Raw genomic sequence first — 20,397 nt, forward strand, 5'->3', positions numbered from 1 at the left:
CTTTCGATCCTTTTCCCGTTCTCCCCCTGGGCGCCGCGCGACAATCGCGGCGCCCTTTTTTTGTCCGGGCGTCAGGTGCGGGGCGGGGCGGCAGCAAGCGCGGCGGCGATCGCCGTGTACATCGGTTTGGGCTTGAACGCGGCGTCATAGGGGCAGGGGCGGCGGCGGGCCTTGTCCTTGCGCGGCTCGAACCCCTCGATCCAGCTATAGCGGTCCGTCATCCCCCACAGCAGCACGTCGCGAAGCTGCGGATAGGCGAGCATCACGTCGAGATAGCCGCGCGTGAAATCGGCCATCGCCTGGTCGCGGACCGTGAAGTCGGCAGGGAGCGAATTGTCGCGGACGTCGAGCTCGGTGATCACCAGGCCATAGCCCATCGCGGTGACCGCATCGAGGAAGCGGCGCCACTCGCCCTCGAGCCCGGCGATCGTCGCACGTGCGTCGACCCCCTGCGTGACGAGGTGAGACTGTACGCCCAGTGCATCGATCGGCACGCCGCGCGCCTTGAACCCTTCGAGCAGCTTGAGCACGCCGGCGCGGTGCGTCGCGTTGCCGGGTTCCCAGCTCATATAGTCGTTATAGACCAGCTGCGCGTGCGGCGCGACGCGGCGCGCGGTGTGGAAGGCGAGGTCCAGCGTTGCCTCGGGGCTGCCCAGCGCGCGCGACAAAGCGGTCTGGTACAGGCTCGCATCCTTGGGATCGACCGCCTCGTTGACCACGTCATAGCTGCGGATCCGCGTGCCATAGCGGCGGCAAACCGTCGTGATATGGTCCACCAGCAGATGTTCGGCGGCGCGCGCGGGGGTCGCGCCGAAATCATGCGCTTCTTCCCAGCGCGGCATCCATTTGGGCTGATGCCACAGCAGATTATGCCCGCGCACCGGCAGTGCGTTCGCGTCCGCCCATGCCATCATCGCATCGAAGCGGGTAAAGTCGAAGGCGGTCGCGCTGGGTCGCAACGCCTGCCACTTCATCTCGTTTTCGGCAACGAGCAGACCACAGTCGCGCTTGAGCAGCTCAGCATAGGCCGGGTTCGCGAACGAGCCACGATCGGCACCCGGGGCACCCCATGCGAAACTCGATCCCACCCGCATCCCCTTGGCCGCGGCGATGCCGTGCAGGCCGGTCGGCGCAGGTGCGGCCGTTCCACGGGCGCCGGCCGATACGGCAAGACCCGTCAGCATCGCCAGCCCGGTGCGTCGCGTAATTTCCACAGCACATCCTCTCTTTTATGATAGCGCTAACGCTGGCGGTTTCTCTGCAACAGGTCAATCCCGAAGCCTCTGGTTTGATACGCAAACTGGATGGCCGAAGACGCAACGGTTCGGTGGCAAGAGGGCCCTGGACGGGTCTATGCAACGGGGGAAGGTGGGCCCGGTTCAATCAGCCGTTCTGCAACGACCCGCATCGCCTCGACATCCCGGCCGCAATAGAGGCGCAGGGCGGCATCGAGTTCGGCGCGGCGCTCTGGCGTAGATGCGACGTCGACCGCTTCGCGATACGCCGCGACCGCGTCGCCGCCGTCCCGCAGCGCCAGCGTGGCATAATCCAGATGCGGTGCGATCGTCGGCAGGACCGCCTTGATCGACCAGCTTCCGCGCTGGTCCCGGTGATACCAATGGTCGCGGGTGACGGGCAGCAGGTCGACGATGCGCGCGGCGAGATCGTCGAGCACGGCGGCGAGATCGTGGTAGGCACGCGCGAGGCGCAGGACGACGTCGCGTTCGAAACGGGCGTGCCAGGCGATGACCGCGCCGGTCCGTGGCAGTGCGGCAAGCGCCTCGGCACAGGCGCGACGCGGATCTTTGCCGCTCAGATCGAGAAACTCGCGCCGTACGATGCCGTGGTCAGCGGCTTCGACATCCGCGACGAATTGAAACGGCACCTGCTCATAGGGCGAGCAGCCGGGCCAGACCGGCACCGCGTCGCTGACGGTTTCGAAGTCCAGCCAGATGCGCGGATACGACCAGTCGGCGATTGCCTGCGCAGCGCCCGCGGGATCATGCTCGACCTGACCGGTCATCGTGGCGCGGTGGACGCGGCGGTCGGTCTCGGAGCGCAGATCCTCGACTGGGACGAGCGTCAGGTCGTCGATGCCGCGGCGCAGGAACGCTTTGCCTGCGCCGCGCGGCAGGATCGTCACGGGCCAGTACGGACCTGCGGGCAAGTTTTCATGGCAGTGGTCGACGAAGGCGCAAGCGTACGGCGCCTGGCAGTGATCGCCGACGATCGCCGCAGGTTCGCTTTGTGTAAGCAAGGCCTTGGCCGCACCGATGCGCGCGCCTTGTGTCGCCACGATCGGCGCAACCACCGCGGTCACGTCGGTATCGACGAACAGCCCGCCGCGGTCCCCCGAGCGGTCCAGCGTGAAGTCCCGATCGAGGTGGCGGACGTGAACCGATGTGATGCGCAGGCCGTTGGCGGCGGCGACCCAGGCCTGAGTCGCGAGTGCGGCGAGATGGTCCGGCTTTGCCTTGGTCGAACCGCGAACGGCAACGATGCGCCAGCCGTCGCCATCCGGTTCGAGGATATCGACGATCGCCTGCACGCCGTCGTGGAAGAACTGCGCGCCCGCGATGGTCTGGCGGGTCGCAATCGCTGCGCCGGTCGCTGCTGATGCTGCCGATCGACCGGAGGCGGGGTCGATCATGACCATGTCAGGCATCTGCCGCCGCGCCTCGGCAGCAATCGCATACGCGGTCGCCCGACGATCGGCGGCATCGTTCGTCGAGCCTGCGCAGTCGGGCCGAAACGTCATCAGCCACAAGTGCCGCGGGCACCGCTCGAATGCGGCGAGGCGCGATGGCGAGAGCGTGTCAGGCGGCAAAATCACACCCCTCCATCGACCATCCGTCCCAGCGCATTACAAGATCCCGCGCGTCGCGCGACGTTGCGGGATCGACCGCGACCGCGTCGATCCGTTCGGCCTGGCGTTCGATCAGGCCGAGCCACTTGGCGCGGACCGGCTCGACGTCCGCCGGGAGCATGTAGCGATGCCATAATCGCGCGACGCGTCGTTCGATGAAAAGGCGCTCGAGCACGTCGCGCGTGCGGTCCAACGGCAGTCCGGCATGGCTGCGCCGCAATTCGCCGACGATATGCGACGGATAGATCTCGCGGCGGGTCTTGAGCAAATCGAGAATGGCCCGTTCGATCATCGTCTCGTCGATCGCCGTGGTGGTCGGCATGAAACCTCCGTCAAAGGGTGCGGTCACCGCGCGAGCGCGATCAATTGGGCAAGACCGTTGGTGCCGGTCTTGGCGACGATGGCCGCGCGGTGATCTTCGACCGTCTTGGGGCTGAGCCCGAGGATGTCGGCAACGGCCTTGTTGCTATGTCCCTGCACGAGCAGGTCGAACACCTGACGTTCGCGCGCCGACAGGGCTGCGGTTCGTGCGCGGATGCTGCGTTGGCGCCGGGACCATGCGACCCCCTCGTCAACCGCGCTGAGGAGGCGTGTCTCGTCGAGCGGCTTTTCCAGATAATCGAGGCCGCCATAGCGCCGCACCGAATCCACGGCATTCGCGGTCGTCGGCCACGCGGTCATGAAGACGATCGCAACCGCGGGGTCGATCATCCGCACGCGGTCGGCAAAGCCGAAGCCGTCGAGGTCGCCCATCATGATGTCGGTGACGATGCACAGCGCCGGTGCTTCGGCATAGACCGACAGCAGCGTGACCGGGTCGAGAAAGGGTTCGGCGGCATGACCGTGACGGCAGAGCAGTCGTGCGACAGCCGCGCCGAGGTCATGGTCGTCATCGACGACATAGACGGCGGCACGATCCGGCTGATTGGCGGGGAGTGTCATGTCTCGGCTCCGGGGCGCGGGAGGGATAGCGTCGCGCAGATGGTGCCGTCGGCGTGCGTGACACGCTCTACCGTGCCGCCATGGGCTTCGACGATCGCCCGCGCCACGAGCGCCCCGACGCCCATGCCGGGGCGTGCTTCCCGCCGATCGGGGCAGCGGTTCGCGACCATGACCACGACCCGGTCGTCGTTCTGATGGGCAGAGAGCGCGACACGACCGTCGCACGCCTGCACCGCATTGCGGACGAGATTGACGACCGCCTGCGCGAGCTCGATCTCCTGGCCGAAGACGACCAGGTCGGGATCGATGGGCGACACCTCCACCACGACCCGCGCCGCCCTGGCCTCGGCACGGGTCAATGCCGTGACGGTCTCGACCAGCGCGGACAGGGGCAGGGCGCTCGGTTCGTCGACCGATCGACCGCCGAAACGGCGCAGCCGGCGGACCAGCGTGGACAGCGCCGCCGCCTTGCGGTCGATCAGCGCGGCGGTCTGGGCGATGTCCGGATCCGCGGCGACGGTGATCTCGTGCAGGTGCTTGGCCTCGATCGCCAGCGTCGAAAGCGGCTGGCTGATCTCGTGGATCACCGCCACCGACATGGCGCGCAGCGTCTTCAGCCGTTCCGCCTGGAACAGCATGCGGTCGCGGCGCGACAGGTCGCTCTGGGCCCGCGCCTGCGCATCGGCGAAGCTGCCCGCGAGGTAGCCGACGACGACGATCGATGCGAGGCTCATGTGCAAGGCGAGCCGTTCGGCGACGGGCAGGTCGGTCGCGGTAAAGGGCAGGACGATCGCCGCCACGATCACGATCGCACACCAACCCGCGGTGCGGCCGAAGCGCAAACCGATCCAGGCGACCGCGAGCAGCGCCGGGGCGGCGGGGACGCCCAGCCCGATCGCCGCCAGCAGCGTGCTCGCGGCGATCGCTGCGCCGAGGACAATGGCGGCTTCGGCCAGTCCGGCAAGCTGACGCAGCGTCGGGCGGTGCAGTGCCCGGGGTCGGTCCTGCCCCGCATGGACCACCCAGAGCAAGGGCGGGGCGATCAGCAACACGCCGAGCAGGTCGCCGACGACAAAGCCCGTCAGCGATGCCACCGTCTGACGCAGGCCCGAGACGCCCGTCAATTCGGGACTGAACAAGGTCCAGGGCAGCGCCGCCATGGTCGCCGCGACCGGCGCGGTGACTGCGGCGAGGCCGAGCGGCATCGGCGCGACGCCGAGGCTCGATTGCGACCGCGCCGCGACGTGGCGGACCAGCCAGACGACGATGCCATAGGTCAGCGCGGGCCGGGCGACGCCGTTTGCCGCGGTCAGCCAGCCGGCCTGGCCCGGAACGATGATGCCGGCGATCGTCTGCACGATCAGTTCCGCCGCCATCACCGCCAGCGTCAGCCGCGGGCCACGGCTCCATAGCAGCGCCAGCCTGACGCCAGCGGCGGGATAGAGCAGCGAGTAGAAGCCCTGACCGCCCCAGCCTGCCGCGGCCTGGTGCGCGGCCGCGAACGCCGCTGCATAGCCGATGAGCCAGGGAAGGTCGGTCAGTCGTGGCACTGTTTTGCCGGCTACGGCACCGATCGAGAGGCGGGGCGAAGAGGGAGGCAGCGGCATTGAGGGCTGCCTAGCCGCATCCGGCGCCGATAGGCCATCGGGGAAATTCCCGGGTTTTCGACGCGGCGGCGATGGCCATGATGATCGCGAGCCAGCTCCGGGAATGTATCGATGCCAGCCCATAGTGTCTCGCGATCGCGGAATCGTCACCGTGTAACGCGCGCCACAGCACGATGACGGACGGACCTAATCCGATTCACGAGGTGCGCGAGCTCTGGTACCAGGAGGATGGCAGCGTTATCGTCTACAGCCATCAGGTCGTGCCGCGGCGGTGGTGGAACCGCCTGACGCGGCCGATCGGCGTGCTGCTGATCGTGCTCGCCGTCGCGTGGCCCGCATTGCTGCTATCTCATGGATGGACATGGCTGGGTCTGGCGTTTGCCATTGGCGACGTGTGCGTCGTGTTCGTCGGCCGCGATCTGATCCTGTGGGGGGCCAGGCGCTGGAGTGATCCGTAGGCAACCGCGCTTAACGCGGAATCGGAAGGTCTGCGCAGCAGGGCGGGTGCCCTGACGGGCTTGTCGCTCGCCAGGGCACATCATGAATGGCCGGCTCCCCCGACCGGCGGGTCAGTCGCCGGGGAGGGCGGCACCGGCGACTGCGAACAGATCCGCCGCGGAGTGGCGGGACAGGTCGATCGGAAACGCCGCGCTCATCGACACGCCCGCCGGCGCGTCGTTCGCATCGAAGCCGAGCGCGCGGCAGGCCGCCACGCTTGCCTTGGTCCTGCAGGCGAGCCCGCCGCCATGTGCAAAGACGTTCAGCAGCACCCGGCGTGCGTGCGAGCGCGGCCGGATGCGCAGATCGGGAACGTCGGTATAATAGATCTCCAGCGCGCCGGGGCAGAGCCGGGCGAGATCGTCGAGCAGCGCCTCGCGCTCGTTCGGTGCGGCGGTCGGTTCGGTGCGGAGCGCTTCCTCGTCGCCGTCGGTTTCATCGTCGGCCTCGCTCTCTCCAGCCAGATCCTCGACGGCGGGTGCGGGGCGGTCGGCGAGCAGCCGGGCGAGCCGCTCCTCGAACGCGACCGGATCGACCGCTGGCGCGTCGCCGGGTTCGGTGCCGTCGTTGCAGGGCGGCATGAACGCGGCAATGAGATCCCGCTCGATCGGCGCGAGCCAGTGCTTCTTCACCCATGCGCTCGGCCGCTGCCCGGGCTCGGGGAGAACGGTCGCGGCCAGGTCGCGCGGCAATTGGAGATAGGTGAAGCCGAGGTGATCGAGCATCGTGGCCTCGTTCCCCGGCCCGAACACATCCCAGTGTGCGGCTGCGAGCTGCGCCTTGGCGAAGGTGCAGCTGCCGCCCTTGCGCTGGAGAAGCGGGCTTTCATCGCCGTTCAGCGCCAGCATCGCGACGATCGTCTCGATCGGTCCGTTGGGCTCTGCGGCGGCGAGCGCATGCAGATGCTTGAGATGCCGACGGGCGAAGGTGACATAGGGCGAGCGCAGCGTCTGATAGGTGACGTGCTTCTCCCAGCGCTCGAGGACCGATCCGCCAAAGGGCCGCTCAGCCTTGCCGGCATATAGGCCGACATAGACGAGCCGGTCGTCATGGAACATGCCGTAGATGCCGGGCCCGCGCAGTGCCTCCGGCTCCCCCGCCCAGGGTGCCCGCGGTACGGCGCGCAGGTTCATCCATGCCGGCTTGCCGAGCGTGGGCGGCACGGGACGCAGGGTAAACAGCTCGGAAGCCCGGTAAAACGGCATGCGCAATGTCTCCTCATGGGGTGGCTATGCGGCTTAGGCGGACGCGCGCGCGACCGGCTATCCGGGGTTTTCCCGGGGGGCGACATCGCCGGCGGCCCGTCCCGCGGGCTGCCGGTCACGGGGCGCGCTAGAAGCCGACGCGAAGCGAGACGTCGACGGCGCGGGGACGACCGAGGACCCATTGCTGATTGCTGTACGTGCTGATCGCATAGTCCCGGTCGAACAGGTTGTAGCCGTGGATGTCGACCGCGAGCCGTGGCGCCACTGCATAGGAGAGCGTGGCGTCGATCGTGGTGTAGCTGGGGACGTGGAAGCTGTTCGCATTGTCCGAATAACGAGGCCCGACGTAGCGCAGGCCGGCGCGCGCCTGAAACGCGCGCGTCGCGTTCCAGCGCAGCCAGAGGTTGGCTAGCGCCTCGGGCACGTCCGGCGGGGTATTGCCATCGAAGCGCATACCGCCTGAGACGAAGTCGTCGAACGTCGCGTCGAGGATGCTGCCGTTCGCATCGATCCCGACACCGTAAGGCAGATCGAGCGACACCGCGGCCTCGATACCCCTGGCCGATCGCTGGCCAACCTGCTCGACCGGGCTCGTCGGGGTCAGCTGCGCCAGCAGGCGCTTCTTGACGATGCGGTAGGCGGCGAGGGTGGCGGTGCCGCGACCGTCGAGGAACACGGCCTTCGCGCCGACCTCGACCTGATCGCCAACCGCGTTGCTGAACTGCACCTGCCCGGTCGAATAGGTCGTCAGCGTCCCCAGCGGGTCCACGCCGGTGGCATATTGCGCATAGAGCGACACCGTCGGGATAGGCTGATAGACGCTTCCGACCCGCCAGGTCAGATTGTGCAGCCGCTTGTCGAGCACGAACGTCTCGGTGCCGGCGCCGCCCGGATAGTCGATCGACCAGCGGCGTATCGTGTCGCGCTCGTAGCGCACGCCACCGACGATCGAGACGTGCGTGCCGAGCTTCAGCCGGTCCTCGGCAAAGACCGCATATTCGGTCGTGCGCGTGCGATAGCGCGGTGCGATGCCTTGCGTGTCGATGATCAGACCGGGATCGAACGCGAAGGGATCGACCTCCGAAACCTGCGGGTCAGACCCGAAATTGTGGGAGTAGGTCAGTTTGATGAGGTTGACGTCGAAGCCCATGACAAGGTCATTGCCGACGCCATCGGCAATCTGTGTTCGGAGCGTCACGCTGCCCTGATCGCCCCATTGCGTCTGATCGTGGACGATGCCGGTCATGTCGGTGCGCAGGATGCCGCCCGGCGTGCCGGTGTTGCCGCTGCCGTTGGCGCAGACGCCGTCCGCGGCGATCCAGCAATAGGTTTCGAGATTGAGCCAGGAGCGTTTGGAGGTGAGGCGATAGGCCTGGTTGCTGACGGTGACCGCATCGCTCGGCGTCCAGTCAACCTGCAGGCTGGTGCGGTTGTCGCGGTATCGGATAGAGCCGTCGCGTGTGTTGTAGTTGCGTTCCCGGATGCGGTCGTTGAGCCGACCGTCGATCAGCGGTGTGCCGAAATAGCGCATCGGCTTCTGGTCGCCATAATCGTCCCGCACGGTGACGACGAGCGTGTCGGTCGGCGCCCAGCGCAGCGTGCCCGACACGGCATGGCTGCGCGACTGGCCGCGATCGACATAGCCGTCCGATCGGCGATAGCTGCCGTCGATGCGGTAAGAGAGGCGCTCGGTGATCGGCCCCCCTGCGCCTGCCGCGAGATGGAAGCTGTCCTGCGAGCCATAGCCGATCTCGCCCTCCACGTGCGTCTGCTGCGTATCGGGTTTGCGCATCACGACATTCACCGCGCCGCCCAGTGCGCCCTGGCCGTAGAGCACCGAGGCCGGGCCGCTCAGGATGTCGATCCGCTCGACCATCCACGGATCGGTCGGAAAGGTGATCGTGCCGGCCGCCGGGAACAGCCTGATGCCGTCGATGAGCTGGAGCACGGATCCCTGACCGCTGAAGCCCCGCGCGGCGAGCGCGGTACCGCCATTGCCGGGATTGCCCGCATTGCTGATGCCCGGTGCGCGGCTCGTCGCGTCGATCACCGACAGGTCGCCGCGCGCGCGGATCGTGGCGCCGTCGATGACCGAGAGCGTCGCGGGGGTCTCGAGCGGCGTAAGGCCCAGGCGGCTGCCGGTCGCATTCGGCGTGGTGAGCGTGTCCTGGGCATGCTGTCCGACGACCAGGATGTCCTTGGTGTCGGGATCCGGCGCGGACTGCGCATGGACTTGTGCTGCGAGGACAGGCGACAGAATAGCCCCCGCGAGCGCGAGGCGAGACAATAGGAACGGCATTACGGTAATCCCCCGGGCGTCTGGCGAACCCGGCAGGGACCTCCCGCGAACGGCCGACATCCGCGCCAGCCGGACGCGATTGCGACCGGCACGCATGCCCGTGCGGTCCCCACCGCACACGTCGTCGCTCGACGGAGTACCGTGCCGCGGCCACCCCCTGGGCCAGGCAAGAGCGACCAGACGCCGGCAGGTCTCCTGGCTCACGGGTCATCACACGATGCACGGCCTTCCCAGGCCCTCATGACGAAACGTCTGGCCCAGTGGCTGCTCCTTCCTTTGCAGGAAGAAGCGAAATGCATCGCGCTCGCCGCTTACAGTTGCAGGGACAGCCTCGGCTTCAGGTGGCAAACCACCCTCACCGCGTTCCCTATTAAGCCCCTTTCGGGGCACCGACGCGATCATGCCGTCCTGCTCGGATCGAACAGGTCAGCGGCGCCGGTCTATCCCGGTCAGGATCGTTCGGCAATCGTCCGGCGAGCGGCGCGATGGCGGCTCGATCGTCCTGCTCGATTGCTGTGATCCAGAAGCTCCGTTTGGCGCGATGCGCGTCCTCGATCAGGAGGCGGCGGTGCCGCACGCTCTGTGCGGGGATGCCACGCTGATGGCATGCAGGATTAAGGGATCGAGATGAAGAACGTGAAGAGCCGTCAGGCTGTGACGGCGATGCTGCTGGCTGCGGCATCGGCGGGTGCCATGATCCAGCCCGTTGCCGCGCAGACGGTGGCACCGGCCGAGACGCAGGCGGAAACCCGCATGACGACTGCGGCGGCTCCGTCCAGCGCCGGCAAGCCCGCGCTGGCGCAGGCCGGTGTGGCCGGCACTGTCGAAGCCAAGGGTGATTCAGCCAGTGCCGCCGCGCCGCAGATGACCCGCGACAATGGTGCGCCGATCGGCGAGAACCGCCACTCGAAGGCGGCGGGCGACCTGGGCCCCGTCCTGCTCGAGGACACGACGCTGATCGAGAAGCTCGCACGCTTCGACCGGGAGCGCGTGCCCGAGCGCGTCGTCCATGCCCGCGGAACCGGTGCCCACGGCGTGTTCACCGCGACCGCGGACATTTCGAGCATCACCGGTGCATCGCTGTTCATGCCCGGCAAGCAGACGCCCGTGTTCGTCCGCTTCTCGACCGTGATCCACCCCTCGGGCAGCCCCGAGGGCATGCGGGATCCGCGCGGCTTTGCGACCAAATTCTATACCGATCAGGGCAATTGGGATCTGGTCGGCAACAACCTGCCGATCTTCTTCATCCGTGACGCGATCCAGTTCCCGGATATGATCCACGCGCTCAAGCCCTCGCCTGTGACGAACAAGCAGGACCCCAATCGCTTCTTCGACTTCTTCTCGGCCACGCCCGAGGCGACCAACATGCTCGCGCATGTCTATTCGAACCTCGGTACGCCGGCATCCTACCGGACGATGGACGGCAACGGCGTCCATGCCTTCAAGCTGGTGAATGCCAAGGGCGAAACAATGTTCGCCAAGTTCCGCTGGATCAGCCGCCAGGGCGTGCGCAACCTGAACGGCGCGCAGGTCGCGACCGCGACCTGGAACTACCTGACCGACGATCTTTATGGCGAGATCGGCAAGGGCAACTTCCCCGTCTGGGACCTGATGGTGCAGACGATGTCGGCGTCGGCGTTCGCCAAGCTCGACTATAATCCGTTCGACGACACCAAGGAATGGCTGGGCGTGCCGTTCCGCAAGATCGGCGAGATGACGCTCAACAAGGTGCCGACCAACTTCTTCGACTATACCGAGCAGTCGGCGTTCGCACCGGCCAACCTCGTGCCGGGGATCGAGGCTTCGCCGGACCGGATGCTGCAGGGGCGGCTGTTCTCCTATTCGGACACGCAGCGCTATCGCATCGGCGCCAATGCGATGCAGTTGCCGGTCAATCGTCCGCTCGCGAGCGTCGTCAACAATTACCAGGACGGCCAGCTCGACCATAGCAACCGCGCGTCCGACGTGAATTACTTCCCGGCGGCGACCGCGGCAAAGTCGACCGATGCCCGCTTCCGCGCCGCGCCCTATGGCATCGACGCGACCGTCGATGCGAAGCCGATCGCCAAGACCAACAACTTTGCCCAGGCGGGCGAATTCTACCGGGCGCTCAAGCTGCAGGACAAGGCGGATCTGGTCACCAACCTGGCGGGTGATCTCAATGTCGTGACGTCGGCGCGGACGAAGACGATCATGGTCAGTTACTTCTATCAGGCCGACAAGGACTTCGGCACGCGCCTGGCAACCGCGGTGAACGTGCCGATCGCCGACGTGTCGCGCGCGGTGGCGGACTATCGCGCCGCCAACCCGGGCCAGAGCGCCCGCTGATCCCGGGGCAGGCGGTGCGCCACGGCGCGCGCCTCCTGCCGTGACAGACTTCAAGGAATGAGACCGACGATGCTGACTTATCTTGCCGCGCTGCTCGCCGCTGCTGGGCCACAGGCCGCTGCGACCGAGCGACAGACGCCTCCTGCGGTCGCGGCCTTGCCATCACCCGAGCGTCGCCAGCAGCTGCTGTTCGAGGCGGCGCGGCTCGGCCGGACGGACATGATCGAGCCGCTGCTCAAGGCCGGCGCCGACATCAATGCCTATGACGAGCGCGGTTTCACGCCCGTGATCCTGGCGGCGTATAACGGACAGCTTGCTACGGTCGACGCGCTGATCGGCAAAGGCGCCGACGCCTGTCGCCCCGATCGTGACCAGGGCAACAGCGCGCAGATGGGTGTCGCGTTCAAGGGCGAGGATGCGATCGCGGCGCGGCTGCTGAAGGCAGGGTGCGACGTGAACGCCCGCAATCACGCCGGGCAGACCGCGCTGATGATGGCATCGCTGTTCAATCGCCGGGCACAGGTCGACCTGTTGCTGGCGGCGGGTGCGGACCGGATGATCCAGGATGCGGCGGGACGATCGGCAGGTTCGGTCGCGGCCGGGCAGGGGAACGCTGCCATGGCGGAACGCGTGAAGCGCTAAAGCAAGTCTTCGGGCGTCCCGCGCGCCACGGCGGGCCGTGTCGCTACCGTTCCGCATTGACGCGGCGCGGCATCCGGGGCCATCGCGTTGGCCATGACCAAGAGCAAGGGACGCACCGGCGCACACGCGCGCGCCAATATCCAGCCTGCGCCGACAGCCGCCGAGCTCGACGCAGCCAAGCGCGAGGCCGTCCAGATCGAGGGGCGGCTCGCCGGCCTCGCGGCCGGGCATCCGTCGGTCAAGATCTGGAAGGCCCGCCTCCGGGCCGCGCAGGCGGTGATCGCTCGTGCGCCGCGCGACTGAGACGTTTGCGTAGGTTCGGCCGGGTCTGGATCACGGCGCACTGATGATCACCATCACACCGTCAGCTCCATGTCAGTCCCGGGATTTACTCCGACAAGTGAAGCCGATAGCCTGTGTCTGAAGACGTGGCTGGGAGAGTGACATGGGTTGGACGCGTCGCGGTGCGCTAGGCGCAGGGATTGCGCTGGGTGCGGTGCCGCCATTCGCCCTGGCGGCGACGGGTGCACCCTCGGCGGCGACCCCCTTTCCGCTGTCGCAGGTGCGGTTGCGGCCGTCGATCTTCCTGACATCGGTGCAGGCGAACCAGCGCTATCTGCTGTCACTCGATGCGAACCGTCTGCTGCACAATTTCCATGCCGGGGCAGGGTTGCCGACCAAGGGCGAAGTCTATGGCGGATGGGAATCGCGCGGGATCGCCGGGCATTCGCTCGGTCATTATCTCAGCGCGCTGTCGCTGGTCTATGCGCAGACGGGGGATCAGCAATTCCGTGACCGCGCGGCCTATATCGTCGCCGAACTCAAGGCGATCCAACTGAAGCAGGGGGATGGCTATGCCGGCGGGACGACCGTCGAGCGCGACGGCAAGACCGTCGATGGCAAGGTCGTGTACGAGGAACTGCGCAAGCGGGAGATCCGGTCGACCGGGTTCAGCCTGAACGAAGGATGGGTGCCGCTGTACACCTATCACAAGGTCATGGCGGGCGTGCTCGACGCGCACCGGCATGCCGGAGTTGCAGAGGGTCTGGCCGTCGCGATCGGGCTTGGGACCTATCTCGGCACGATCCTGGAGGGACTGAACGACGTCCAGGTCCAGGACATCCTGCGGACCGAGCATGGCGGGCTGACCGAATCCTATGCCGAGCTGTACAGGCGGACCGGCAATCGCCGCTGGCTGACACTCGCCGAACGGCTGCGGCATCACGCGATCGTCGACCCGCTCCGGGACGCGCGCGACGACCTCGCGGGGCACCACGCCAACACCCAGATCCCGAAGATCGTGGGGGAGGCGCGCCTGCATGAGCTGACCGGCGATACCGACCATGCCAGGGTCGCCCGGTCGTTCTGGACGATCGTGACGCGCGACCACAGCTATGTCATCGGCGGCAACTCGGACCACGAGCATTTCGGCGAGCCGCGCAAGCTTGCCCAGCGGCTCGACCAGCAGACGTGCGAGGCGTGCAACAGCTACAACATGCTGCGCCTGACCCGGCATCTCTATGGCTGGACCGGCGATGCGCGCTATTTCGACTTTTACGAGCGCGCGCATCTCAACCACATCATGAGTCAGCAGCACCCCGACACGGGGATGTTCACCTATTTTACTGCGCTGGCGCCGGGCATGGGGCGCGTGCATTCGAGCGCGACCGAGGATTTCTGGTGCTGTGTCGGGTCGGGCATGGAAAGCCATTCGAAGCATGGCGAGAGCATCTACTGGAAGCGCGGCGATGCGGTTGCGATCAACCTCTATTATGCCTCCACGCTGGATGCCCCCGAGGCGAAACTCGACATCGATACGCAATTCCCGCTTGGCGACACGGTGCGGATCGCCGTCAGGACGGCGCCGCGGACGCTGGCGCTCCGCGTGCCCGGCTGGTGCGCTGCGCCGCTGTTGCAGGTGAATGGCAGAACGGCTGGCGTGCGCGACGGCGGCTATCTGCTGCTGACCGGGCTCAAGGCGGGCGATCAGATTGCCTTGTCGCTGCCCATGCCGGTGCGCGTCGAATCGATGCCCGACGATCCAAGGCTGATCGCGTTTCTCAGCGGCCCGCTGGTCCTTGCGGCCGATATGGGCGCGGGGGACCGTCGGTCCGACGGGCCGGACCCCGCGCTCGTCACCGATCGGGCGGAACCGGTTCTGGCGGCGGCGGGTGGATTGCACCGGTATCGACTGGGCGGGCAGGGCAAGCCGCGCGACCTGACGCTGCGACCGTTTTTCGCGCAGCATGACAACCGCACCGCGGTCTATTTCCGCCGGTTCGGTACCGCCGAGTGGCCGACCGCGCAGCTCGCCTGGGCGCGTGCGTCGCAGGAGCGGGCGGCACTGGCCGCGCGGACGGTCGATGTGATCCGGCTGGGTGAGCAGCAGCCCGAGGTCGACCATGCGTTCGCCGACAGCGGCAACTCGGCGGCAGTGTCGCATGTCGCCGACCGCAGCCGCAACGTGAACATCGGATATTTCGAATTCGACCTGGCGGTTGCGCCGGGGCCGCTGACGCTGCAGGTCGAATATGGCGGCGGGCAGCGCAACAAGGATTTCCGGATCTCGGTCGACGGCACGCCGTTGGCGCGCGAGCAGCTCACGGGTGACGTCACCGCCGCCCGCAACATCCGGACCTATCCGCTGCCGCCCGAGACCACGCGCGGCAAATCGAGAATTCGCGTCCGCTTCGACTCCGACACATGGCAGGGGGTCGAGGTCTATACGGTGCGGACGATGCGATCCGAGACGATCTGACCGGTACGACGGAAATAGGCTTGGACGGTAAAGTCGGGGGATTTCCGGCTGGTCGGTTAGGTCCGCGAGCGGTATCGGGCCATCCCGCGGATCGTCGATTGGAGACGTCATGAAGGTTGCGATCATTGGTGCCGGCATTGCCGGCCTCAGCTGTGCGCTGCGACTCCAGCAGGACGGCTGCGTGGTGACACTGTTCGACAAGGGACGCGGCGCGGGCGGTCGCATGGCGACGCGGCGGGTCGAGACGCCCGGCGGCACGATCGCGTTCGACCATGGCGCGCAATATCTGACGATGCGCGACCCGGATTTCGTGGCGGCGATGCAGGGCTGGGCGGCGGCGGGCGTCGTCGCGCGCTGGCCCGCGGCGGGGCCCGATGCCTGGGTCGGGACGCCGGGGATGAACGCGATCGTCGGGCATCTCGCAGCGCAGACGGACGTCCGCTGGAACACCCAGGTCACCGCGCTGCGCAGGACGACGGCGGGATGGCAGGTCGATCCGGGCGAAGCGGAGCTGTTCGACAGCGTCGTCGCCGCGATCCCTGCGGAACAGGCGGCGGGACTGCTCGCACCGCATGACGCGGCGATGGCGCGCGTCGCAGCGAACAGTCGGTCGGCGCCCTGCTGGACGGCGATGTTCGCGTTCGAGACGCCGCTCGCTATTTCCGACGACGTACTCAAGGATCGCGGCATCATCGGCTGGGCCGCGCGCAACAGCGCGAAACCGGGACGCGATGGTCCGGAGGCCTGGGTCGTCCAGGCGACGCCAGACTGGTCCCGCGATCATCTGGAAGACGCGGCGGAGACGGTGGTCGATCAGCTGCAGGCGGCGCTCGCCGCGGAGTGCCCCGACGCGCTGCCCGTGCCGATCGTCCGTGTCGGCCATCGCTGGCGCTACGCTCGAGCCGCGGCAGGTGAGTCCGGCTGTCTGTGGAATGCGGGCGAACGGATCGGGGCGGCGGGCGACTGGCTGCTGGCGCCGCGGATCGAGAGCGGCTGGCTATCCGGCCGACGCCTTGCTGAGCGGATGCTGGCCGACGCGTAACGATGGATCCCGGCGCCGCGCCCGGTCGTCACGCGGGACACGCATCGACGCGATCGGGCCATGGTCCGACGCATGAAAATTGCCGCGAACCTTTGCGTGGCAGGCATTATCGGTTAACGGGGCCGCATGGCCACCCGTCCGCAGACCCTCTACGAAAAGATCTGGGCATCGCACGTCGTCGAACGGCGCGACGATGGCACCTGCTTGATCTATATCGATCGCCACCTTGTTCACGAGGTGACCAGCCCACAGGCTTTCGAAGGCCTGCGCGTCGCCGGACGGCGGGTGCGGCGGCCCGATCTGACGCTGGCGGTGCCCGACCATAATCTGCCGACGACCGCACGCGTCGACGCCGCGGGCGTGCCGCTGCCGATCGCCGATCCTGAGAGCGCGCAGCAGCTTGACGCGCTCCGCCGCAACACGACCGCGTTCGGGATCGACTATATCGACGCGACCGCGGTGCAGCAGGGGATCGTGCATGTCGTCGGGCCCGAACTTGGCTTCACCCTGCCCGGATCGACGCTGGTCTGCGGCGACAGCCACACCTCGGCGCATGGTGCGCTCGGCGCGCTCGCCTTCGGGATCGGCACCAGCGAGGTCGAGCATGTGCTCGCCACGCAGACTTTGTTGCTGAGCCAGTCGAAGACGATGGAGGTCCGCGTCGACGGCACGCTGGGCTTCGGCGTCAGCCCCAAGGACGTGATCCTCGCGATCGTCGGGCGGCTCGGCGCCGCGGGCGGGACCGGTCACGTGATCGAATATACCGGCGACGTGATCCGCGCGATGTCGATCGAGGGGCGGCTGACCGTCGCCAACATGTCGATCGAGGCGGGTGCGCGGGCTGGCCTCGTCGCGCCCGACGAGACGACGTTTGCTTATATCAAGGGCCGGCCGATGGCGCCGAGTGGCGAGGCGTGGGAGCGCGCGCTGGCCTGGTGGCGGACGCTGCCGAGTGATGCGGCGGCGTCCTATGACAAGACGGTCCTGTTGCAGGCGAGCGATATCGCGCCGGGCCTGACCTGGGGCACCAGTCCCGAGGACGTCGTGCCGATCACCGGCCATGTCCCTGACCCGATGAGCTTTGCCGACCCCGCCAAGCAGGCGGCGGCGCGCAAGTCGCTCGAGTATATGGGGCTGACGCCGGGTACCGCGATGCAGGACGTCGCGATCCAGCATGTCTTCATCGGCAGCTGCACGAACAGCCGGATCGAGGATCTGCGCGCGGCTGCGGCGATCGCGAACGGTCGGCGGGTCGCCGATGGTGTCCGCGCGCTGGTGGTCCCCGGATCCGGCCTCGTGAAGCGTCAGGCCGAGGCCGAGGGGCTCGACCGGATCTTCACCGGCGCGGGCTTCGAATGGCGCGAGCCAGGCTGCTCGATGTGCCTGGCGATGAATCCGGACAAGGTGCCGCCGGGCGAGCGTTGCGCCTCGACGAGCAACCGCAATTTCGTCGGACGGCAGGGGCCGGGTGCGCGCACGCATCTCGTCTCGCCCGCGATGGCGGCCGCGGCCGCGGTCACGGGACGGCTGAGCGACGTGCGCGACCTGATGGGACATGAGTTATGAAGCGTGTGATGATGCTGTTGATGGCCGGCGCGGTGATGAGTGGCGTTGCAGCCTATATGGCGGCGGCGCGGACGCTGCCGGGCACCGGACGTGTCGCCCCGGCCGAAACCGGCCCGCGATGAAGCCCGTCTCGACGGTTTCGGGGCGCGCCTATCCCTGGGGGGCGAAGAACGTCGATACCGACGTGATCATCCCCGCGCATTGGCTGAAGACGATCACGCGGACGGGGCTCGGGCGCGGCGCGTTCGAGACGGTCCGTGCGCAGCCGGACAATGTGTTTGACGATCCCCGCTATTCCGGCGCGCCGATCCTGATCGCGGGCGACAATTTCGGCTGTGGGTCGAGCCGCGAGCATGCCGCCTGGGCGCTCGCCGACATGGGCATCGCCGCGGTGATCGCGCCGAGCTTCTCGGACATCTTCTCGGGCAATGCGTTCAAGAACGGCATCATCGCCGTCGTCCTGCCGCAGGATGCGATCGACCGGCTGATCGAGGTTGCACGGACCGACAGCGTGACGATCGACCTCGAATCGATGACCGTCACCACGCCGTTCCAGGACCGCTTCGTCTTCGATCTCGACGCGTTTCGCCGGCAATGCCTGATCGAGGGGCTGGACGAGGTCGGGCTGACACTGGCAAGAGATACCGCGATTTCAAAATTCGAGGAGGCGGTGGCCGAACATCGCCCCTTTCTGGAGAGGGAAAGCGGTTATGCGGGCATTGCTGTCGAAGGCGTCGGGCGGACCTGAAACTCTGATATTGTCGGAACTGCCTGATCCGGTCGCCGCGCCGGGCCAGGTCGTGATCGCCGTCAAGGCCTGCGCGATCAACTTTCCCGACGTGCTGATCATCGAGGACAAATATCAGTTCAAGCCCGAACGCCCCTTTGCACCCGGCGGCGAAATCGCGGGTATCGTCGCCGAGGTCGGTGACGGGGTCGAGGGCTGGGCGGTCGGCGACCGGGCGATCGCGATGCTCGGTCATGGCGGACTGTCCGAAAAGGTCGTTGCCGACCCGGCCAAGCTGTACCGCCTGCCCGAGGGGCGCGACTTTGCGGAGGGCGCTTCGCTGATCCTCACCTATGGCACGACGATCCATGCCTTGCTCGACCGTGGGCATTTGAAAGCGGGGCAGACGTTGCTCGTGCTGGGCGCGGCGGGCGGCGTCGGGCTGGCGGCGATCGAGCTTGGCAAGGCGTTCGGTGCGCGGGTCGTCGCTGCTGTCTCGTCCGAGGAGAAGGCGGCCGCCGCGCGTGCGGCGGGTGCCGACGAGACGATCGTCTATGCACGCGCGCCGTTCGACAAGGACCAGTCCAAGGCGCTGGCCGAGCAGTTCAAGGCAGCCGTCGGCAAGGCGGGTGCCGATGTGATCTACGATCCGGTCGGTGGGGACTATGCCGAGCCCGCGCTGCGCTCGATCGCCTGGGAGGGACGGTATCTGGTCGTCGGCTTCCCCGCCGGTATCCCGCGGCTGCCGCTCAACCTGACGTTGCTCAAGAGCTGCGACGTGTGTGGTGTGTTCTGGGGTGCGTTCGCTGCCCGTGACCCGAAGGCCAACCAGGCGCATATCGAAACTCTGTTCGAGCTGTGGCGCGACGGCAAGATCGCGCCGCGGGTGACCGAGCGGTTCGCGCTGGAGGACGGTGGCAAGGCGATCGCGAAGATGGCCGCACGCGCCGCGATCGGGAAGCTGGTCGTCGAACTCGGCTGATGATGTCTCTCGCGCCGTGCCGGTTCAGAGCAGGCGCGAGATCGTCATGACGATCGCCATCCACAGGATCGCGGATGCGGCCGCACCGAGTGCCATGCCATGCGCGATCGAAGGAAATCGACCGCGACCATCACCACCGGCACCGATCGGCGGCGCTGCGGGGTGACGCGATACGGCGGTGTCGGACGGCGGCGAAATGCTCCTTGGATGGCGGCCAGTCATTCTACTCTCCATGCCCGTGCCCTGTGTCACGTGACTGTCTTATAGATGATGGATGTGCCGGCATTGTTCCAGAGCCGCACCAAATTATTGCGGAGCCGTCGGCTGCTACCTATCTGCTAAGCTCGACACGCCGGAGGGAACACGTGCGCCATGACGACTTTTGACGATCGCGAGCGATCTTTCGAGGCAAAATTTGCCCGCGACGATGAACTCGCATTCCGTGTCACGGCGCGGCGCAATCGGTTGCTGGGCCAATGGGCCGCGGCCGAGATGCGGCTGACCCGCGAGGAGGGCGACGCTTATGCGACGGCCTTGGTGCATGCCGATCTTGAAGGCGGGGGCGACGACGATGTCGTCCGCAAGCTGGTCGGTGACATGACCGCCGCAGGTCTCGACCATGACGAGGCGACGGTGCGCCGTGCGCTGGCGACACAGATGATCGAGGCACGTCGCCAATTGATGGAGGCCCAGTAATCCAATGCCGATGACCGCCGACGATATCCGCACGATGATTCGCGACGCCATTCCTGATGCCGAGGTCGAGATCACCGACCTGGCCGGGGACGGCGATCACTATGCTGCGCGCGTGACCAGCGCGAGTTTTGCCGGGCTGAGCCGGGTAAAGCAGCACAAGAGCGTTTACGACGCGCTGGGGGGCCGCATGGGCGGCGTCCTCCATGCGCTGCAACTGACCACCGTGATTGCATAAGGAC

At 67.3% G+C, this 20,397-nt stretch carries 20 protein-coding genes and 1 riboswitch; of the genes, 12 read left to right on the forward strand and 8 right to left on the reverse strand.

The window, feature by feature from the left end; genetic code table 11:
* Positions 1 to 71: 71 nt before the first annotated feature.
* The 5 genes from J3A66_RS14405 to J3A66_RS14425 all read right to left on the reverse strand — a co-directional run bounded on the left by J3A66_RS14405 (position 72) and on the right by J3A66_RS14425 (position 5,358).
* Complete coding sequence (locus tag J3A66_RS14405) at positions 72 to 1,214, reverse strand: endo-1,4-beta-xylanase (protein ID WP_348634059.1); 1,143 nt, start codon at positions 1,212 to 1,214, stop codon at positions 72 to 74.
* 137 nt (positions 1,215 to 1,351) lie between these two features.
* Complete coding sequence (locus J3A66_RS19320) at positions 1,352 to 2,758, reverse strand: DUF2779 domain-containing protein (RefSeq protein WP_245336833.1); 1,407 nt, start codon at positions 2,756 to 2,758, stop codon at positions 1,352 to 1,354.
* Between the two features lie 58 nt (positions 2,759 to 2,816).
* A complete protein-coding gene (locus J3A66_RS14415) occupies positions 2,817 to 3,188 on the reverse strand; it encodes a hypothetical protein (protein WP_051916297.1) in 372 nt (123 codons plus the stop codon).
* A gap of 23 nt (positions 3,189 to 3,211) precedes the next feature.
* Positions 3,212 to 3,808, reverse strand: a complete 597-nt coding sequence (locus J3A66_RS14420) for a LuxR C-terminal-related transcriptional regulator (RefSeq protein ID WP_209569644.1) — start codon at positions 3,806 to 3,808, stop codon at positions 3,212 to 3,214.
* Entirely contained in the window at positions 3,805 to 5,358 is a 1,554-nt protein-coding gene (locus J3A66_RS14425; protein ID WP_209569646.1) for an ATP-binding protein, read from the reverse strand. The genes J3A66_RS14420 and J3A66_RS14425 overlap by 4 nt, the downstream gene beginning before the upstream one ends.
* A 230-nt stretch (positions 5,359 to 5,588) precedes the next feature.
* Here J3A66_RS14425 and J3A66_RS14430 point away from each other — a divergent pair, with 230 nt between their 5' ends.
* Positions 5,589 to 5,873 (forward strand): hypothetical protein, encoded by a 285-nt coding sequence (locus J3A66_RS14430; RefSeq protein WP_209569648.1) that lies wholly within the window; start codon positions 5,589 to 5,591, stop codon positions 5,871 to 5,873.
* A 111-nt stretch (positions 5,874 to 5,984) separates the two neighbouring features.
* Here the strand turns inward: J3A66_RS14430 and J3A66_RS14435 are convergent, their stop codons facing one another.
* On the reverse strand, positions 5,985 to 7,118 hold the full coding sequence (locus tag J3A66_RS14435; RefSeq protein WP_209569650.1) for a hypothetical protein: 1,134 nt from the start codon (positions 7,116 to 7,118) through the stop codon (positions 5,985 to 5,987).
* 127 nt (positions 7,119 to 7,245) lie between these two features.
* Complete coding sequence (locus J3A66_RS14440; RefSeq protein ID WP_209569652.1) at positions 7,246 to 9,417, reverse strand: TonB-dependent receptor; 2,172 nt, start codon at positions 9,415 to 9,417, stop codon at positions 7,246 to 7,248.
* A gap of 167 nt (positions 9,418 to 9,584) precedes the next feature.
* A riboswitch (cobalamin riboswitch) is annotated at positions 9,585 to 9,826 on the reverse strand.
* A gap of 218 nt (positions 9,827 to 10,044) precedes the next feature.
* Between J3A66_RS14440 and J3A66_RS14445 the strand changes: the two genes are divergently transcribed.
* From J3A66_RS14445 to J3A66_RS14480, 9 genes are all read left to right on the forward strand, one after another.
* Entirely contained in the window at positions 10,045 to 11,745 is a 1,701-nt protein-coding gene (locus J3A66_RS14445) for a catalase (RefSeq protein ID WP_281064181.1), read from the forward strand.
* A gap of 69 nt (positions 11,746 to 11,814) precedes the next feature.
* Positions 11,815 to 12,387 carry an ankyrin repeat domain-containing protein gene (locus J3A66_RS14450; protein ID WP_209569654.1) on the forward strand — a complete coding sequence of 191 codons (573 nt, stop codon included), beginning with the start codon at positions 11,815 to 11,817 and terminating at the stop codon, positions 12,385 to 12,387.
* A 93-nt stretch (positions 12,388 to 12,480) separates the two neighbouring features.
* Positions 12,481 to 12,690, forward strand: coding sequence for a hypothetical protein (locus J3A66_RS14455; RefSeq protein ID WP_166746187.1), 210 nt, complete (start codon positions 12,481 to 12,483; stop codon positions 12,688 to 12,690).
* 142 nt (positions 12,691 to 12,832) lie between these two features.
* Positions 12,833 to 15,145 carry a glycoside hydrolase family 127 protein gene (locus J3A66_RS14460; RefSeq protein ID WP_209569656.1) on the forward strand — a complete coding sequence of 771 codons (2,313 nt, stop codon included), beginning with the start codon at positions 12,833 to 12,835 and terminating at the stop codon, positions 15,143 to 15,145.
* Between the two features lie 109 nt (positions 15,146 to 15,254).
* On the forward strand, positions 15,255 to 16,187 hold the full coding sequence (locus J3A66_RS14465; protein ID WP_209569658.1) for an FAD-dependent oxidoreductase: 933 nt from the start codon (positions 15,255 to 15,257) through the stop codon (positions 16,185 to 16,187).
* Between the two features lie 126 nt (positions 16,188 to 16,313).
* Positions 16,314 to 17,753, forward strand: coding sequence for a 3-isopropylmalate dehydratase large subunit (gene leuC / locus J3A66_RS14470; RefSeq protein ID WP_209569660.1), 1,440 nt, complete (start codon positions 16,314 to 16,316; stop codon positions 17,751 to 17,753).
* Positions 17,750 to 17,875, forward strand: coding sequence for a hypothetical protein (locus tag J3A66_RS19470; protein WP_261362615.1), 126 nt, complete (start codon positions 17,750 to 17,752; stop codon positions 17,873 to 17,875). Before leuC ends, J3A66_RS19470 begins: the two co-directional genes overlap by 4 nt.
* On the forward strand, positions 17,872 to 18,501 hold the full coding sequence (leuD, locus tag J3A66_RS14475; RefSeq protein WP_031441614.1) for a 3-isopropylmalate dehydratase small subunit: 630 nt from the start codon (positions 17,872 to 17,874) through the stop codon (positions 18,499 to 18,501). Before J3A66_RS19470 ends, leuD begins: the two co-directional genes overlap by 4 nt.
* Positions 18,464 to 19,462 (forward strand): NADPH:quinone oxidoreductase family protein, encoded by a 999-nt coding sequence (locus J3A66_RS14480; protein WP_031441615.1) that lies wholly within the window; start codon positions 18,464 to 18,466, stop codon positions 19,460 to 19,462. The genes leuD and J3A66_RS14480 overlap by 38 nt, the downstream gene beginning before the upstream one ends.
* 24 nt (positions 19,463 to 19,486) lie before the next feature.
* Here the strand turns inward: J3A66_RS14480 and J3A66_RS14485 are convergent, their stop codons facing one another.
* Positions 19,487 to 19,684, reverse strand: a complete 198-nt coding sequence (locus tag J3A66_RS14485; RefSeq protein ID WP_209569662.1) for a hypothetical protein — start codon at positions 19,682 to 19,684, stop codon at positions 19,487 to 19,489.
* 150 nt (positions 19,685 to 19,834) lie between these two features.
* Here J3A66_RS14485 and J3A66_RS14490 point away from each other — a divergent pair, with 150 nt between their 5' ends.
* Both J3A66_RS14490 and J3A66_RS14495 read left to right on the forward strand, forming a co-directional pair.
* Positions 19,835 to 20,158, forward strand: coding sequence for a DUF1476 domain-containing protein (locus J3A66_RS14490; RefSeq protein ID WP_031395262.1), 324 nt, complete (start codon positions 19,835 to 19,837; stop codon positions 20,156 to 20,158).
* A gap of 4 nt (positions 20,159 to 20,162) precedes the next feature.
* Positions 20,163 to 20,393: a BolA family transcriptional regulator gene (locus J3A66_RS14495; RefSeq protein WP_031395261.1), complete on the forward strand. Its 231-nt coding sequence runs from the start codon at positions 20,163 to 20,165 to the stop codon at positions 20,391 to 20,393.
* The last annotated feature ends 4 nt before the right edge of the window (positions 20,394 to 20,397 follow it).

This window comes from Sphingomonas sp. PvP018 (assembly GCF_017876865.1).
Lineage (GTDB): Bacteria > Pseudomonadota > Alphaproteobacteria > Sphingomonadales > Sphingomonadaceae > Sphingomonas > Sphingomonas aerolata.